General features: G+C 64.5%; 19 protein-coding genes. 8 read left to right on the top strand and 11 right to left on the bottom strand.

Annotated elements, in window-relative coordinates:
* From ACK4OE_RS07755 to ACK4OE_RS07740, 4 genes are all read left to right on the top strand, one after another.
* Entirely contained in the window at positions 1-489 is a 489-nt protein-coding gene (locus ACK4OE_RS07755; protein WP_409884123.1) for an Lrp/AsnC family transcriptional regulator, read from the top strand.
* A gap of 119 nt (positions 490-608) precedes the next feature.
* Positions 609-1,601, top strand: a complete 993-nt coding sequence (locus ACK4OE_RS07750) for a DnaJ C-terminal domain-containing protein (protein ID WP_409884122.1) — start codon at positions 609-611, stop codon at positions 1,599-1,601.
* A complete protein-coding gene (locus tag ACK4OE_RS07745) occupies positions 1,598-1,924 on the top strand; it encodes a MerR family transcriptional regulator (RefSeq protein WP_409884121.1) in 327 nt (108 codons plus the stop codon). The genes ACK4OE_RS07750 and ACK4OE_RS07745 overlap by 4 nt, the downstream gene beginning before the upstream one ends.
* A gap of 219 nt (positions 1,925-2,143) precedes the next feature.
* Positions 2,144-3,196, top strand: coding sequence for a diguanylate cyclase (locus ACK4OE_RS07740; RefSeq protein WP_409884120.1), 1,053 nt, complete (start codon positions 2,144-2,146; stop codon positions 3,194-3,196).
* Between the two features lie 97 nt (positions 3,197-3,293).
* On the opposite strand, the gene ACK4OE_RS07735 is transcribed toward ACK4OE_RS07740, so the two are convergent.
* The 3 genes from ACK4OE_RS07735 to ACK4OE_RS07725 form a co-directional block, all read right to left on the bottom strand.
* A complete protein-coding gene (locus ACK4OE_RS07735) occupies positions 3,294-4,115 on the bottom strand; it encodes a sensor histidine kinase (protein ID WP_409884119.1) in 822 nt (273 codons plus the stop codon).
* A complete protein-coding gene (gene glmU / locus ACK4OE_RS07730) occupies positions 4,112-5,554 on the bottom strand; it encodes a bifunctional UDP-N-acetylglucosamine diphosphorylase/glucosamine-1-phosphate N-acetyltransferase GlmU (protein WP_409884118.1) in 1,443 nt (480 codons plus the stop codon). Before glmU ends, ACK4OE_RS07735 begins: the two co-directional genes overlap by 4 nt.
* Before the next feature lie 168 nt (positions 5,555-5,722).
* The gene (locus ACK4OE_RS07725) at positions 5,723-6,478 is read right to left on the bottom strand and encodes a Crp/Fnr family transcriptional regulator (protein ID WP_409884117.1); all 756 of its coding nucleotides are present in this window, start codon (positions 6,476-6,478) and stop codon (positions 5,723-5,725) included.
* Between the two features lie 129 nt (positions 6,479-6,607).
* Between ACK4OE_RS07725 and ACK4OE_RS07720 the strand changes: the two genes are divergently transcribed.
* On the top strand, positions 6,608-7,006 hold the full coding sequence (locus tag ACK4OE_RS07720; RefSeq protein ID WP_409884116.1) for a BLUF domain-containing protein: 399 nt from the start codon (positions 6,608-6,610) through the stop codon (positions 7,004-7,006).
* A 124-nt stretch (positions 7,007-7,130) separates the two neighbouring features.
* Here ACK4OE_RS07720 and ACK4OE_RS07715 read toward each other — a convergent pair whose 3' ends face one another.
* Entirely contained in the window at positions 7,131-7,550 is a 420-nt protein-coding gene (locus ACK4OE_RS07715; protein ID WP_409884115.1) for a DUF2917 domain-containing protein, read from the bottom strand.
* Between the two features lie 105 nt (positions 7,551-7,655).
* A complete protein-coding gene (locus ACK4OE_RS07710; protein WP_409884114.1) occupies positions 7,656-8,252 on the bottom strand; it encodes a DUF2917 domain-containing protein in 597 nt (198 codons plus the stop codon).
* Positions 8,253-8,384: 132 nt separating this feature from the next.
* On the opposite strand from ACK4OE_RS07710, the gene ACK4OE_RS07705 reads away from it, so the two are divergent.
* Positions 8,385-9,386: a LysR substrate-binding domain-containing protein gene (locus ACK4OE_RS07705; RefSeq protein WP_409884113.1), complete on the top strand. Its 1,002-nt coding sequence runs from the start codon at positions 8,385-8,387 to the stop codon at positions 9,384-9,386.
* 93 nt (positions 9,387-9,479) lie between these two features.
* Here ACK4OE_RS07705 and tyrS read toward each other — a convergent pair whose 3' ends face one another.
* The gene (tyrS, locus tag ACK4OE_RS07700; RefSeq protein ID WP_409884112.1) at positions 9,480-10,712 is read right to left on the bottom strand and encodes a tyrosine--tRNA ligase; all 1,233 of its coding nucleotides are present in this window, start codon (positions 10,710-10,712) and stop codon (positions 9,480-9,482) included.
* A gap of 201 nt (positions 10,713-10,913) precedes the next feature.
* On the opposite strand from tyrS, the gene ACK4OE_RS07695 reads away from it, so the two are divergent.
* On the top strand, positions 10,914-12,272 hold the full coding sequence (locus ACK4OE_RS07695) for a peptidoglycan DD-metalloendopeptidase family protein (RefSeq protein WP_409884111.1): 1,359 nt from the start codon (positions 10,914-10,916) through the stop codon (positions 12,270-12,272).
* Between the two features lie 40 nt (positions 12,273-12,312).
* Positions 12,313-13,422 carry an anhydro-N-acetylmuramic acid kinase gene (locus tag ACK4OE_RS07690; RefSeq protein ID WP_409884108.1) on the top strand — a complete coding sequence of 370 codons (1,110 nt, stop codon included), beginning with the start codon at positions 12,313-12,315 and terminating at the stop codon, positions 13,420-13,422.
* Between the two features lie 102 nt (positions 13,423-13,524).
* Here the strand turns inward: ACK4OE_RS07690 and erpA are convergent, their stop codons facing one another.
* From erpA to ACK4OE_RS07665, 5 genes are all read right to left on the bottom strand, one after another.
* Positions 13,525-13,890, bottom strand: a complete 366-nt coding sequence (erpA, locus tag ACK4OE_RS07685; RefSeq protein WP_008907234.1) for an iron-sulfur cluster insertion protein ErpA — start codon at positions 13,888-13,890, stop codon at positions 13,525-13,527.
* Positions 13,891-13,950: 60 nt separating this feature from the next.
* On the bottom strand, positions 13,951-14,349 hold the full coding sequence (locus ACK4OE_RS07680; protein WP_409884107.1) for a polymer-forming cytoskeletal protein: 399 nt from the start codon (positions 14,347-14,349) through the stop codon (positions 13,951-13,953).
* Positions 14,350-14,538: 189 nt separating this feature from the next.
* Complete coding sequence (locus tag ACK4OE_RS07675; RefSeq protein ID WP_409884106.1) at positions 14,539-15,249, bottom strand: DUF6776 family protein; 711 nt, start codon at positions 15,247-15,249, stop codon at positions 14,539-14,541.
* 158 nt (positions 15,250-15,407) lie between these two features.
* Entirely contained in the window at positions 15,408-15,800 is a 393-nt protein-coding gene (rpsI, locus tag ACK4OE_RS07670; protein WP_100409161.1) for a 30S ribosomal protein S9, read from the bottom strand.
* Between the two features lie 11 nt (positions 15,801-15,811).
* Positions 15,812-15,984, bottom strand: a 173-nt coding sequence (locus ACK4OE_RS07665) for an uL13 family ribosomal protein (RefSeq protein ID WP_409884174.1), incomplete at its 5' end; no start/stop codon positions are given.

Raw genomic sequence — 15,984 nt, 5'->3', positions numbered from 1 at the left:
ATGGAATCCATATCACTCGACCACACCGACCTGCAGCTCCTCAACCTTTTGCAAACCGACGCTGCGCAAAGCAATCAGGCGCTGGCCGAACAGGTGCACGTCTCTCCGCCCACCTGCCTGCGCCGCGTCAAGCGCCTGCACGATGCGGGGCTGATCGAGCGCCAGGTGGCCATCCTGCAGCCCGACCGGCTGGCCGCGCTGCAGGGGCATGGGCTGGCCTGCATCGTTGAGGTGTCGCTGGACCGCCAGGGCTCCGAGCAGCTCGACGCTTTCGAAGCCCGCGCCGTGGCCGACGACGCCGTGCAGCAATGCTGGCGCGTGTCGCCCGGGCCAGACTTTGTGCTGGTGGTACACACGCGGGACATGCCCGGGTACCTGGCGCTGTCGCAGCGGTTGTTCACGGGTGATGCCAATGTGCGCAACGTCAAAGCGTTCTTTGCCACCCGGCGGGCAAAATTTGACACAAAAGTGCCTCTGGCGCTTGAATAGCAAGCGTTGTTAGCTATATATTTTATAGCATATCGACATTCAGCCCTTTGGGTGTCGTTGTCCTATTGCCTTCCCAGCGCATCGGCATAGAGTGTTTGGACACACAGGAGCCATGCCGCATGGAGTTCAAGGACTATTACGAAACGCTTGGCGTCGCCCCCGGCGCCACCGCAGACGAGATCAAGAAGGCCTATCGCAAGCTGGCGCGCAAGTACCACCCTGACGTGAGCAAGGAGCCCGACGCCGTTGCCCGCATGACGGCGCTGAACGAGGCCAATGCGGTGCTGTCAGACCCCGAAAAACGGGCCGCGTACGACCGGCTGGCGCAGGAACCGCGTGCGCAGCCCGGGCAGGACTTCCGCCCGCCACCGCACTGGGATGCAGGATTCGAGTTTTCCGACGCCTCGGGGGCCCCGGGTGGGCCAGGTGGCGCGCAGGGCGACTACAGCGACTTCTTTGAACAGCTATTTGGGCGCAATGCCAGGGCGCGTGGCGGGCCGCGCCGCAGCGCCCAGGCACAAGCACCCCAGCCCCAGCGTGGCACCGACCACCATGCCCGCATCGAACTGGACCTGGCGGACGCCTACCAAGGCGCCGAGCGCACCCTGACGCTGCAAAGCGCGCACCAGGGCGACGACGGGTCGCTGGTGCGTGACGAGCGCAACCTGGTCGTCACCATCCCCCAAGGCGTGCGCGAGGGCCAACTCATCCGCCTGGCAGGCCAGGGCAGCCCCGGCTGGGGCGGCGCACCAGCGGGAGACCTGTTTCTGGAGGTGCTGTTCAAACCCGACCCGCGCTGGCGCGCGCAGGGGCGCGATGTGTACCAGCCGCTGATGGTGGCGCCCTGGGAGGCGGCACTGGGAGGGTCTGTTGAGGTGCTCACACCCGGCGGCTCGGTGATCGAAGTGACCGTGCCTTCCGGCTGGAAGGCCGGGCGCAAGCTGCGCCTCAAGGGCCGGGGCATCCCCGGCAAACCGCCAGGCGACCTATTTCTGGAGCTGAACATGGCCCTGCCACCCGCCGCCACCGATGCCGAACGCGCCGCGTATGCAGCGCTGGCCCAGGCCTTTCCCCACTACAACCCGCGCGCCGCGCAAGGAGCCCAGTCATGAGCGCCCATGCCCCCACGCCCCCCGCTGAATTGCTGGACGAAGACAGCGTCGCCCTCACGCTGGAGGCCCTGGCCCGCGCGTGCTGCATGGACGCTGATTGGGTAGCCGCCCGGCTGCAGGAGGGCCTGCTAGAACCGGGCGCGGCTGCCAGCGGCGACCCCGCTGCCTGGCGCTTCGGCGGCGCCACGGTGGTGCGCGCGCGGCGCATCGCCCACCTGGAAGTGACCTTTGACGCCGACCCCCACCTGGCGGCGCTCACCACCGACCTGATTGAAGAAGTCACTGCGCTGCGCCAGCAACTGCGGCATCTCCAACGCCGGTAATCCGCGAGCGACGATCCTGCGCTGGGCAAAAAACGCCCAAAAACCGCCCCCGCATCCGGTCATTTGTTGCTGGCATCGCCCGACGGAGGCATGTAAGCTCCCCGGCCAACCCGTTCCATTCGCCCTGACCTGCCCTGCCTGCCCTCCGCGTGGCGCCACCGGCGCTCCGCCACACGCCCATCCGTTCGCTCGCTCGCTCGTTCGTCCCTGGATTCACCTATGCCCACACGCCGCCGCCAGATGCCCCGACGTATCTACCCCCTGCGCATCCTGGGCATGGGGCTGGGCGGCATGGTGGTGGCTGTGGTGCTGTGGGAGCGGCAGGCCAGCGCTGCCGCGTGGCTGGCCATGGCGCTGCCCGCCTTTGTGTGGCCGCATGTGGCCTACCTGATCACGCGGCGCAGCAAAGACCCGTACCGCGCCGAGATGCGCAACCTGCTCATCGATTCGGCCATGGCCGCCAGCTTTGTGCCGCTGATGCACTTCAACCTGCTGCCCAGCGTGCTGCTGGTCACGCTGACCATGGTGGACAAGATCACCACCGGCATCCGCGGGCTGTGGGCGCGCTCCATACCCGCCATGCTGGGCGGCATGGTGGCAGGCGCGGCGTTCGCCGGCCTGCACTGGGCGCCCGACACCTCCATGCGCGTCATCATGGCCTGCCTGCCGGTGATGGCGCTGCACACGTTGTCGGTCAGCATCGTCAGCTACCAGCTCATCCGCAAAACCGCGCAACAGAACCAGTTGCTGGACGAATTGCGGCGCGTAGATGCGCTCACCGGCCTGTTCGGCCGCGGCCACTGGCAAGAGCAGGCCGAGGCCGCGCTGCGCCGCCACCACACCACCGACGAACCGGCCTGCATGCTGATGCTGGACATCGACCACTTCAAGGAGATCAACGACGAACACGGCCACACCGTGGGCGACGAAGTGATCCGTGCGCTGGCGCACGTGGTGCGCGGCAATGTGCGCGCGGGCGACTGCGCGGGCCGCTACGGCGGCGATGAATTTGCCATCATCCTGCCGGGCATGCAGGCCAAGGACGCCCTCGCCATTGCCCACCGCATCCGCGAGCAGACCGAGGGCGTGCGCCTGCGCAGCCTGCCGGGCGTGCGCATCACCAGCAGCATTGGCGTGGCACCCGCCGACCACCGCCATAGCAGCCTGCGCGCCTGGATCGATGCGGCCGACGCGGCGCTGTATGCCGCCAAACACGGCGGGCGCAACCGCGTGGCGGGCAGCATAGAACCGCAACTCGCGCCCGCTGTGTAACTGCTGATGCAAAAGGGCGGCGCGACAGCGGCTTTCAGCCACCTCCCGCAACAGCCCTGACAGGGCCATAGGCCCTCAGCCCTCCTTGATCGGTTTTTTAACCATCCACACCCGGGAGCGCCAGCGCAGCAGGCCACTGCACCCGCACCGTGCAGCCCTGCCCCGGCACTGCGGTCGCCGTGATGCTGCCGCCATGCCGCTGCGCGACTGCCCGGCACAGCGCCAGGCCGGTGCCCACACCTTCAAATTCGGTCTCGCGGTGCAGGCGCTGGAACACGCCGAACAAGGTGCCCGCACGAGCGGGGTCAAACCCTGCGCCGTTGTCCTGCACCGTGAAGACGAGTTGGCCTGGCGGCGCCTTATCGGCTTGCACGGCAATGCGGGGCTGGGCCACCGAGCGGGTGAACTTGAGCGCGTTGCCCAGCAGCTGCACCAGCAGCTCCTGCAGCAGGCTCGCGTCGGCATGCAGCGTGGGGAGTTCGGACGCCACCTGCCACTCCACGGTGCGGCCTTCCTCCTGCGGGGCCAACCCAGTGCGCGCGTGTGCAACCGCGTGTGCCAGCGGCATGGGCTGCAGGCGCAGTGGCGCACGCCCCACCCGTACCAGGGCTTGCAGACCGTCAATCATCAGCCCCATGCGCCGGGCCGACTGGTCCATGGTGGCAAGGAATCCCAGCGCCTCCTGCACCTCGGCGCCCTGCAGCACCTCGGACGGTAAGTCGCCCAGCACCTCGCGCACCAGCGTTCCGTACGACGTCACATGCCGCAGCGGCGCGCGCAGGTCGTGCGACACGGCGCGCAAGAACTCCTCCTGCGCGGCGGCCATGTCGGCCACCTGCTGCTGGCTGCGGGCCAGCTCCGCGCGCAATCCCTGCAGTTGCTGCAGTTCGTGGTCGGCGCTGGCGTCTGGCTCGTTCATGACTTGGGTTGTTTGGCAGGGCGGGACCAGTTGGCAATGCTGACCTGCTTGCCCCGCGCCACGCTCAGCGCGCCTGCAGCTGTGCTCTTGGTGATGGTGCTGCCACCGCCCACCGTGCCACCCACACCAATGGTGACGGGCGCTACCAGCACGCAGTTGCTGCCGATGTGTACGTCGGCCTCGATGACGGTGCGGTGCTTGTTGGCGCCGTCGTAGTTGGCGGTGATGCTGCCTGCGCCGTAGTTCACGCGCTCGCCCACGGTGGCGTCGCCGAGATACGCCAGGTGGTTGGCCTTGGCACCGTCGGCCAGGGTGGAGTTCTTCACTTCCACAAAGTTGCCGATGTGCACCTCGCGGCCCAGTTGCGCACCGGGGCGCAGGCGGGCAAAGGGGCCAATCAAGGCGCCCTCGCCCACGGTGGCGCCGGCTTTTTCGCCGTCGATGTGGGTGAAGGGGTGGATCACCGCGCCCGCCGCGATGCGCGCGTTGGCGATGCAGCAGTTGGCGCCAATGCTCACGCCCTCGCCCATCTCCACGCGGCCCGTGAAGACGCAGTTGACGTCAATCTCCACGTCCTGCCCGCAGACCAGCTCGCCGCGCACGCCTGTGCGCGCATCGTCGCGCAGATCAAACCGCGCCGGGTCGGCCAGGCGCACGCCCTGCTCCATCAGCGCCCGCGCCTGGCGCAGCTGGTGCGCGCGCTCCAGTTCGGCCAGCTGCAGCGGGCTGTTGACGCCCGCCACCTGCAGCGCGTCGGTGATGCGGTGGGCCACCACCGGCACGCCCTCTGCCACGGCCATGGCAACGATGTCGGTCAGGTAGTACTCACCCTGGGCGTTGTTATTGGTCAACCGCGCCAGCCAGCCACGCAGCAGCTTCGCGGGCACGGCCATGATGCCGCTGTAGACCTCCGTGATGGCGCGCTGGGCGTCGCTGGCGTCTTTGTGCTCGACGATGCCCTGCACCGCATCGGATGCATTGCGCACGATGCGGCCGTAGCCCGTGGGGTCGGGCAGGGTCACCGTCAGCAGGGCCAGCTTGCCGCCTTCGCTGGCGGCCACCAGGGCGCGCAGCGTATCGGCCTGGGTCAAGGGCACGTCACCCGACAGCACCACCACCGTGCCATCGTCGCGCAGATGCGGCACGGTCTGCTGCACCGCGTGGCCGGTGCCCAGCTGGGGCTCCTGGCGCACAAACATAAGGTCAAAAGTGCCGGTCCTTGTGCTTGTGGCGCTTGCTGCACCTGCGGTAGCAGCTTCTACTTCTGTAGCACCGTGGCCCGTGATGACGATGGCGCTGCGCGCCTGCAAATGTGCCGCCTGGTCCAGCACATGGTGCAGCAGCGGGCGCCCGGCCAGGCGCTGCAGCACTTTGGGAATGCGGCTTTTCATGCGCGTGCCCTTGCCGGCCGCCATGATAAGGATGTCGAGTGAGGTCATGAAAAAAAGAGTGTGGTGGGCCGGTGCGCAAGTCCGCTGCGCGGGGTGCCGTGGATTATCGGCTGCAGCCTGTCTGGCGCAAAACGCTACTAAAACCATAGCTGCTAGCGCTTATCCCGTAAGCGCTAGGGGCATTTTTATCCAATATTTTTCTGCTGCAACCAGCGCCTACAGCAGCGGCATCAGCGGCGGCGGCGTGTCGTAATACTCGGCAATGCGCGACAGGGCGCGCGTGTTCAGCAGGCGCAGCCGCCCGTTTTTCAACTCGTGCAGGCCCAGCAGCGACAGGCGCCGCAGCGTCTTGTTGGTGTGCACCAGCGACAGACCCAAGGCGTCTGCGATGTGCTGCTGGTTGAGAGGAAACTCCGCCGTGCCGTCTTCCACCAGCCCGATGCGGTCCATGCGCCGGTACAGGTGCATGAGCAGCATGGCCACACGCTCGGTGGCGTTGCGGCGGCCGGTGGTCAGCAGGTTCTCGTCCAGGTGGCCCTCTTCATGCGAGGCCAGCCAGGTGATGTCATAACCCAGGCGCGGGTGTTCGCGAAACAGTGCCCACAGGCTGTCGTTCTGAAAGACACACAGCGAGCAATCGGTCAGCGCCTCGATGCCATGCGTGGACACATCGCCAAACTCCTGCTGCAGGCCCACCAGGTCGCCGGGCAGCAGAAAGTTCAGGATCTGCCTGCGCCCGTCACTCATCGTCTTGTAGCGAAACGCCCAGCCCGAATACAGCGTGAACAGCTTGGCATTGACTTGGTTCTCGCGCACCAGCGTGCCGCCCGCCTCCACCACCGTCACACCCGTGCGAAAGCCCTCGATGAAATCCAGCTGTGCGGGCGTGACCAGGGTGAAGGCTCCCGTCTGTCGCAGCCTGCAATTGTGGCAGTTGGGTGGGCACACGGCAGAGGTCAAAGGGGCGTTCATGGTGGCGAGATTTTAGGGATCACCCCGATGGGTCTCGGTCGCCAGCGCGCTCATTTTCTGACGGTGCTGCGCACGCCACACTATGTCTTTTTACATTGTGTTGACGCGGTGCGCCGCCTACATTGCGGTATGAAATTTAGTACGGCCCTCTACGAGGTCTTATATGTGAGCACCCTTGCCCCCGACCAACCCTTGAGCGTGGTGGCAGAAATCGCGGGACGGGCCCGCCAGGTCAATTCCGAACTGGACATCACAGGCTTGTTGATCTTTGACGGCCAGCGCTTTTGCCAGCAGCTGGAAGGCCCGCAGAAGGCGGTACTGAAACTCATCGAGCGCATCCGCAACGACCCCCGCCATGTGAATGTCGAGGTGCTGCACAACGGCCCGCTGGCGGGGCGCAGGTTCCAGCAATTCAGTCTGGCCTTCAGCACGGTCGAGGACGTGGACGCCTTGGCCCGCATGGAGCACCTGGATGGCGAAGTGGCAGTGGTTGCGTTTGGAGAACTACGCAAGGAACTGGTGCCCTGAAGCACCCCACCTTTCGCCATCGTTCACTATAAAAAAAGGAGCTGCCAGCGCTTTAATGACAAGCGCCTGCAGCTCTTTTCAATAGAAATTCCGGATCAGACGGCCCGACCCGGACCTAAGACCGTCAGGCGCAGCAGGCATCCGCGGGGGTGCCCTGCGACGGTGCGCCGCCCCAGATACGGTGCCACCACGACGCACGGCTTTGGTCTGCGGCCAGGCCCGTCAGGCGGTACTGCAGGCGACGGCCGCCCAGGGGCTCCACGACCGCGTGCTGGCCTGTGGCCACCCACAGCGTCTGGCCCGCGTGCAAGAACACGTCACCGGCCGCTTCGCCCCGCGCCCCGTGCGGGCCGTCATCCAGCGTCACCCACGCCTTGCCTTCGGCAATGCGCAGCGCCGTGGGCGCGTTGGGTGTGAGGCTGAGGGCGGCGCCGGACAGCAGGGTGCACACACCCTTGTTGGTTGCCGCAGCCGTGCTGGTGATGGCGGGGGCGCGCACTTCGGTGCGGGCGGCTTGGAAATTCTGAATTTGAGTGGTCGTCATGGCATTATCCGGGTTTACCCTAATAGATCGCTATGGTGCGCGGGGTGCCGCAGTGCGTCCAATGAAAAGCACGGCACCGATTGATGCTTTTCCTGCATGTAGTTGTCAGGCTGGCTTGCGCGTTAGCGGGGCTGCTATCCGATGCAGAGCAAACCGGGCGAGGCCCGCCGCAAAACGCCCGCCCGCAGCCGCCATGTCTGCCAGTGCGGTGCCTACTGCGCGGCCGCCCTGCCCCAGCGCATGCACCAGGTCGCGCAGCGGCTGGACGACGCCACACTCCCATTCGCTGGCGGCGCTGGACTGTGCGAACGGGCGGGTAAACGGGCTTGCGGGCAACGCCGCGGCAGCAGCGGAGGCGGGCGCCAGGTCCCAGTGAAACGCCACGGGGCCGACATGCGCTCTGTCGCCCGACTGGCTCCATGCCTCCATCACCACGTGCTGGCCAGGCTCGATGGTCAGGCGCTCGCCCGCCTGCAGCACCTGGTCCACCACGGCAGATGCGGCGCTTTGGCGGATGTGCGACGGGCTCGCGGGGCTCAGGGTGAGCCAGACACGGCCTTGGGCAATCTCCAGCACGCTGCGCTGGCGCGGGTAGAGCGACAAAGCGCAGCCTGCCGCCAGCTTCCAGCAACCGGCCGCAGAACGACCAGCCAGATCGGCATGGACGGATTGTTGCGATTCCAGAACGTTGCGGGGGGACATGACAGGCTCCTTGGCTTCAGTAAAAGGTGTTGTAGAGCCTGGATGGTGCGCCCGAGGGCGTTCACAGTCCAATGAAAACGCGGTACGCTATTCATTCCATCAACGCATGAATCGCCCACTGGGAAACCTACCATGGCCTCTGCCGAATATTCCCCCGCCGTGCTTCGCACCCGCCCCGTGGCCACCGGGCACTGGCGCGCTTTTCTGGCCGTGGCGCGGCACCTGAACTTCCGCGCTGCGGCGGATGAACTGGCGCTCACCCAGTCGGCCGTCAGCCGCCAGATCCAGTCGCTGGAAGAAGAAGTAGGCGTGGCCCTTTTCCTGCGCCACACGCGGGCGGTGGAGCTGACCAGCGCAGGCGCACAGCTGCAGCGCGCCGTGGCCCCCGCCATCGAGCGCATGGACGCCGCCGTGCGCCTGGTGCGCCAGACGGCCGGGCGCCGCAGCGTGGCCATCACGACCTGGGCCAGTTTTGCGTCGATGTGGCTGATTCCGCGCATGGAGGAGTTCCAGCGCGACAACCCCGGCATCGACATCCGCATTGATGCGAGCGACGTGCCGGTGGACCTGGAAACCTCGGACGTGGACCTGGCCCTGCGCTACACCCTGCCCGGCGTGGGTACCCAAGGCGCGCAGCGCCTGTTTGGCGAGCAACTGGCGGTGGTCGCCAGCCCCTGGCTGCTCAAAAGCGGCAAGCCCCTGCGCACGCCAGCCGATGTGGCGCAGTTCACCTTGATCGAAGCCGGCGACGCGCACCGCAGCCAGCACCTGGAATATCTGAGCTGGCGGCGCTGGTTCGACACCTGCGACTTGGCCAAGCTGCAGCCCCAGCGCTGGCTGTACTTCAACTACGCGCACCAGATCGTGCAGGCCGCCCTGGCTGGCCAGGGCCTGGCGCTGGCGCGCATGCCGCTGATTGCCGATGCGCTGGCCGCTGGCGACCTGGTGGAGGTGCTGCCCGGCCACCGTATTGATTCGCCGCTGGCCTACTGGCTGATGGTGGGGCCCCGCAGCGGGCAGCGGCCAGAGATCAAGGCGTTTTGCGCCTGGCTAGAACTGCAGGCGCAGGCAACGCGCGAGGCGATTGGGGATGTGCCGGACCCGGATTTGAACGACGACCTGGACGGGGCATGAAAAAAGCGCTGCTCCTTACGGCTTCAGCGCTTTTATTTTGATAGCTATCAGCGCTTATCCATCAAGCGCTAGTGGCAAATTTGACCTGAAAAATCAGGTCAGAGTCACCCGGGCAAACTTGCGCTTGCCCACCTGAACCACGTAGGTGCCCGCGTCGAGTTTCAGGCCCTTGTCACTGACCACGCTGCCATCCACGCGCACGCCGCCGCCATCAATCAGACGGTTGGCCTCGCTACCCGACGGCGCCAGGTTGGCCTGCTTGAGCAGCGCACCAATACCCAGCGGGGCACCCGACAAGGCCACGTCGGGAATCTCATCGGGCACACCGCCCTTGCTGCGGTTGATGAAATCCTGCTCGGCCGCCTCGGCCGCCGCGGCACTGTGGAACCGCGCGGTGATTTCCTTGGCGAGCATCACCTTGGCGTCCTTGGGGTTGCGCCCGCCCGCGATCTCGGCCTTGAGTGCGGCGATGTCGGCAAGGCTCTTGAACGACAGCAGCGTGTACCAGTCCCACATCAGCGTGTCGCTGATCGACAGCACCTTGGCGAACATGGTGTTGGCTTCTTCGGTGATGCCGATGTAGTTGTTCTTGGACTTGGACATCTTGTCCACGCCATCGAGCCCTACGAGCAGCGGCATGGTGAGCACACACTGCGGCTCCTGGCCATATTCGAGCTGCAGATGGCGGCCCATGAGCAGGTTGAACTTCTGGTCGGTGCCCCCCAGCTCCAGATCACTTTTGAGCGCCACGGAGTCGTAGCCCTGCAGCAGCGGGTACAAAAACTCATGCAGGCTGATCGAGCTGCCTTCGGTGAACCGCTGGTGGAAATCGTTGCGCTCCATCATGCGCGCCACCGTGTACTTGGCCGACAGCTGGATCATGCCGCGCGCGCCCAGCTTGTCGCTCCACTCGCTGTTGTAGCGAATCTCAGTGCGCGAAGGATCCAACACCTTGGCGGCCTGCGTGTAGTAAGTCTCGGCGTTGAACTTGATCTGATCGGGTGTGAGCGGCGGGCGCGTGCTGTTGCGCCCTGACGGATCGCCGATCAACGTGGTGAAGTCGCCTATCAGGAAAATCACCTGGTGGCCCAGATCTTGCAATTGCCGCATCTTGTTCAGCACCACCGTGTGGCCGATGTGGATGTCGGGGGCCGTGGGGTCGAGCCCCAATTTGATGCGCAGCGGCTGGCCTGTGGCCTCCGAACGTACGAGTTTTTTGACCCATTCGTCTTGCGGCAGCAGCTCTTGCACGCCGCGCAGCGAAGTTTCAAGGGCCCGTCCTACACCATCGGAGACCGGGGTTGTTGTAACAGCAGATTGATTCATAAGGGTTTTTTTGGATGTCTAGACAGCATGCGCCGCTATACTTCAGCCCACATTGCAGAGGCGGATTCTAGTGGGCCCGCTGTTTCGACTTGTTTTTAGTGCTGTCGAATGGCTGCAGCCTGACAGTCTGTGCTCCTTGCCTTGCCCCGTACTTGTACCGGGGAAGGGTCATGGATTCACACTCACCCTGGGGATAGACCATTGATTCACGGCTTGACCACCGCCAGCTCGGCTTTGCTTGACCGACTGTCCCGCACGATCCAACAACACCCCAAACGCATCACTGCCGCAGTAGCAGCCGTTCTGCTAACCGGAGGTGGCGGCGCATTCGCCGTGGCGTCACTGGCCCCCGATGCCGCTGAGCTGCCCGTGCGCATGGTGAGCTACTCGGTGGAATCGCTGGCAGATAACCTGGTGCTGGACCAGTTGGAAGCCCCCGGTTTTTCGCTCTACCGCTCGGAGCAGGTGCGCACCAGTGACACCCCCGAATCGCTGCTGCAGCGCCTGGGCGTGGCCGATCCCGCCGCAGCCGCTTTTTTGCGCAGTGACAGTCCTGTACGACAAAATGTGCTGGGCCGCACTGGCCGCATCGTGTCTGCAGAGACCACTGATGACCACCGCTTGGTCCGCCTGGCAGTCCGCTGGGTGCCCGACGACAGCGGCAACTTCCGCCGCCTGATCGTGGAGCGCACAGGCGACAAGTTCGCCACGCGCATCGAAACCGCCAAGATGACCACGAGCAGCCGCCTGTCGGGCGGCATCATCAACAGCTCGCTGTTTGCAGCCACCGACGCATCCAACATCCCAGACGCTGTCGCGGTGCAAGTGGCCGAACTTTTCTCGGGCAACATCGACTTTCGCCGCGCGTTGCGCAAGGGCGATCGCTTCTCGGTGGTGTACGAAACCCTCGAAGCCGATGGCGAACCCCTGTCCACCGGCCGTGTGCTGAGCGCCGAGTTCGTCAACAACGGCAAGACCCACGGGGCGGTCTGGTTCCAGGAGCCCGGTGCTGCCAAGGGCGCCTACTACACGCTGGACGGAGAAAGCATGCGCCGCGCATACCTCACATCGCCAGTAGAGTTCTCGCGGGTGAGCAGTGGTTTTTCGATGCGCATGCACCCCATCCTGAAGACCTGGCGCGCCCACCTGGGCACCGATTTTGCAGCCCCCACCGGCACCGCAGTGCGTACCGTGGGTGATGGCGTGGTCGAGTTTGCCGGCGTGCAAAACGGCTACGGCAATGTGGTCTTCGTCAAGCACCGCAACCAGCACGTCACGGTCTACGCCCACCTGAGCCGCATCGACGTGCGCCAAGGCCAGTCCATCGAACAAGGCCAGACCCTGGGTGCCGTGGGTGCCACCGGCTGGGCCACCGGGCCGCACCTGCATTTTGAGTTCCGCGTGAACGGCCAGCACCAGGACCCCATGACCATCGTTGCGCAAAGCGAGGCGGCCGCGCCCGTGTCCGCAGCAGGTCGTCCCGCGTTTGACCGCCTGGCCAGCAACATGCGCGTGCAACTGTCTGCCGCCGCGTTGATTCAGCAAGCCAGCGCGAACTGACCCGCCCCAGCACAGCCCTCGGTCCAATCCGCACCAGGCCATGTCCGATCTGTACATCGGCCTGATGTCGGGCACCTCGCTCGACGGCATTGATGGCGTGCTAGCTGATTTCTCCGGCGAGCGAATGGTGGTGACACACCACGCCAGCGCCCCTTTTGCGCCAGCGCTCCGTGCAGAGCTGATGGCGCTAAACACCCCCGGCAACAACGAGCTACACCGCGCCGCACTGGCAGGCAATGCGCTGTCCCGTGCCTACGCCGATATTGTTCGCACGCTGCTGAACCACAGCGGACTGCCTGCCACAGCCGTGCGGGCCATCGGCGCCCATGGGCAGACGGTGCGCCATCGCCCCCAGGAATTTGACGGCACCGGCTACACGCTGCAACTGGGCAACCCGGCGCTGCTGGCCGAGCTGACCGGCATTGCCGTGGTGGCCGACCTGCGCAGCCGCGATGTGGCAGCAGGCGGCCAAGGCGCGCCCCTGGTACCTGCATTCCACCAAGGTGTTTTTGGGCGTACCAACGAAACCATGCTGGTGCTCAACATCGGTGGTATCTCGAACCTGAGCGTGCTGGGCGCCGACGGAACGGTGCTGGGCTTTGACTGCGGCCCCGGCAACGCCCTGATGGACCACTGGTGCCAGTTGCACACAGGGCACCCGTACGATGCGGGCGGCGCCTGGGCGGCCCAAGGCGCCGTATTGCCCGCCCTTTTGGAGTCGCTGCTGCAAGAGCCGTTTCTGCACAGACCCCCCCCAAAAAGCACGGGGCGCGATCTGTTAAACCCGGCCTGGCTTTCGTCGCACTTGATGCCCTTCGGGTCCGCTGCGCCCGTGGATGTACAGGCTACGTTGACAGAATTCACAGCTATCGCTTGTGCTTCAAGCGCTAGCAGCTATCAAAATAATAGTAATTTGTTGGCTGTATGCGGCGGTGGCGCACTCAATCGACATTTGATGCACCGCCTTCAAGCTGCGTGCCCAGCCCTTGACGTGGTGGCCACCGATGCGCTGGGCCTGCCGGCGCTTCAAGTGGAGGCCGCCGCATTCGCATGGCTGGCACGCCGGTCGCTGAACGGCCTGCCAGGAAACTTGCCCGGCGTGACCGGTGCAGCAGGCCTGCGGATGCTTGGCGCCATTTACCCGGCCTGACCCCGTCCCACCCGTCCACGAGGGGAAACCTGCCCCAACAAAAAGCCGCCCAAGGGCGGCTAGCTGGTCTTTGTCAGCCTTACGGCCAAAGCCTTGTATCCATCAAGCCGAGAAGCTCGATCCACATCCACAGGTGGTGGTGGCATTGGGGTTCTTGATGACGAACTGCGCACCTTGCAGATCTTCCTTGTAGTCGATCTCGGCGCCAACGAGGTACTGATAGCTCATGGCATCGATCAACAGAGACACACCATTCTTGGTCATGGTCGTATCGTCTTCATTGGTGATTTCGTCAAAGGTGAAACCATATTGGAAACCGGAGCAACCGCCACCTTGCACAAAAACGCGCAGCTTCAGGTCAGGGTTGCCTTCTTCGGCAATCAGGTCCGCCACCTTGGCCGCCGCGCTGTCCGTGAACAGGATGGGGGCAGGCATTTCGGTCTGGATGTTTTCGGCAACAGCGCTCATGAGGTACTCCGGGTTCAAGGTTTGGCGTGAATACTACTGCAAACCGCTCGGGAATTGAGATCACTGCCCGTTTGACGCCAACTTGAGTGGGGGCTTTTCCTCCACCAGTTGGGCAGCCGGACACATCTGCCCCGCGATCATGGCGCCCTGGTGCATCTCCAGCGCCTTGTAGTGAACATTCCCGGTGATGCGTGCTTTAGGTTGCAGCTCCAGCAACTCTTTGGCGTGCACCGGGCCGATCACCTGGCCATTGACGATGACATGGTCAGCATGCACCGCGCCCTCGACACGCGCCGTCTCGGAGATCACCAGAATGCTCGGCTGCTCAGACCCCGCCCGGATGTCCCCCACCACCTCGCCATCAATGCGCATCCCTTCAGCAAACTGCACATCTCCTTCTATCTTGGTGCCTTCGGCCACCAAGCTTTTGATGGGGGGCTGCTTCTTGCGAGAAAACATGGCGGGTACTCCTGGGTACGCATCGCCCAAGGGGCCGTGCGCTGGTAGAAATTGAACAACTGGAGGCATCTTCGTAAGACACATCCAAGGGAGTCATCAAGACGTGCGGCCTTGAGAGCAAATGAGACTCAAACCATAGTGGGCGGCGCAGAGCACCACAGCATGCATAACTTGGAGCCGACACGCGTTTCAATCCAGCACCATGGTTTGCGTAGCACGCACTGTGGCTCCGGCCAGTACGCGGGCGGTCACGGTTTTTACCACGGCATTGGGGGGCAAATCGAGTACACCTTCGATACGGCGGTATTGCTTGACCTGCAGCGACTGGCCCTGCGGGGGCTGGGTTTGCGTCCACGGCGCGCCGTCCTGGGTTCCAGTCAGTACAAGCTCCAGCTTGCCATTGAAGTCCGGCGCATTGCGCGCAGCCTGGATTACCAGTACCTGCCAGCGCAGCTGCATCCCCCCCAGCACCTCCGCCTGCAGGCTGCGGATGGCCACCCCTTCTGCGCCGGAGACAGGAATCAGCTTCTCAAAGAACCCAAGGTCTTCGCGCAAGGTGCGGTTGTCGGCTTCCAGTTGCCGCACCTGGGCCATCAGACCTTCTTTGGCTGCACGTTCAGCCATCAAAAGGCTCTCGGCGGTGTGGGCGACCGTTTGCTGCTCGCTGCCCTCATCACGAAGACGGGTGACTTCGGCGCGTAGCTGCAGTAACTCATCGCGCGAGACAGAGTCCAGGCCTGCAATGGACTTGCCAAATTCAAACGCCCACACTGCCACTGCGGCGCAAAACCCAAACACCACCGCCAACGCCAACCATCGAAATGGCCAGGGCAAGGCACTGCGGATGGCCACACGCGGGGCACTGATGGTCAGCCGACGGCGAAGCAGTCGAAGGCGCATGGCAAGGACAGACGGATCATGGAAGGCAGATTGGGAAGAAAGTGCGCACCTTAAACGAAAAAACCGCCCGAAGGCGGTTTTTGTTCTGCAAAGCGCACCAAAGTGCGCTTTGCAGGAGACGCTGCCCCAAAGAGCAGACATCCCGCAGAACCAAAAGCTTAACGCTTGGAGAACTGCTTGGCGCGGCGTGCAGAGCGCAGGCCGACCTTCTTACGTTCCACTTCGCGCGCATCACGCGTCACAAAGCCAGCTTGGCTCAGTACGGGCTTGAGCGTCGCGTCGTAGTCGATCAGAGCACGGGTGATACCGTGGCGGGCAGCGCCTGCCTGACCGGACTCACCACCGCCATGCACATTGATCATCACGTCGAATGTTTCGGCGTGGTTGGTCAGCATCAGCGGTTGCTTGGCAATCATGATCGAGGTTTCGCGGCCGAAGTAGGACTGGATGTCCTTGCCGTTAACCGTGATCTTGCCGGAGCCTTTTTTCAGAAACACGCGGGCGACGCTGGACTTGCGACGGCCGGTGCCATTGTTCCATTCACCAATCATCTCAAGGCTCCTTAGATTTCCAGCACTTTAGGCTGCTGGGCGGTGTGGGGATGCTCTGCACCGCCGTACACCTTGAGTTTCTTGATCATCGCGTAGCCAAGGGGGCCCTTGGGCAGCATGCCCTTGACAGCCTTTTCCAGCGCGCGGCCGGGGTGCTTGGCTTGCATGTCGCGGAAGTTCGTGG

The organism is Acidovorax sp., from assembly GCF_046314175.1.
In the GTDB taxonomy this organism is placed as follows: Bacteria; Pseudomonadota; Gammaproteobacteria; order Burkholderiales; family Burkholderiaceae_C; genus Acidovorax.
This window is presented reverse-complemented; position numbering and strand designations above follow the sequence as displayed.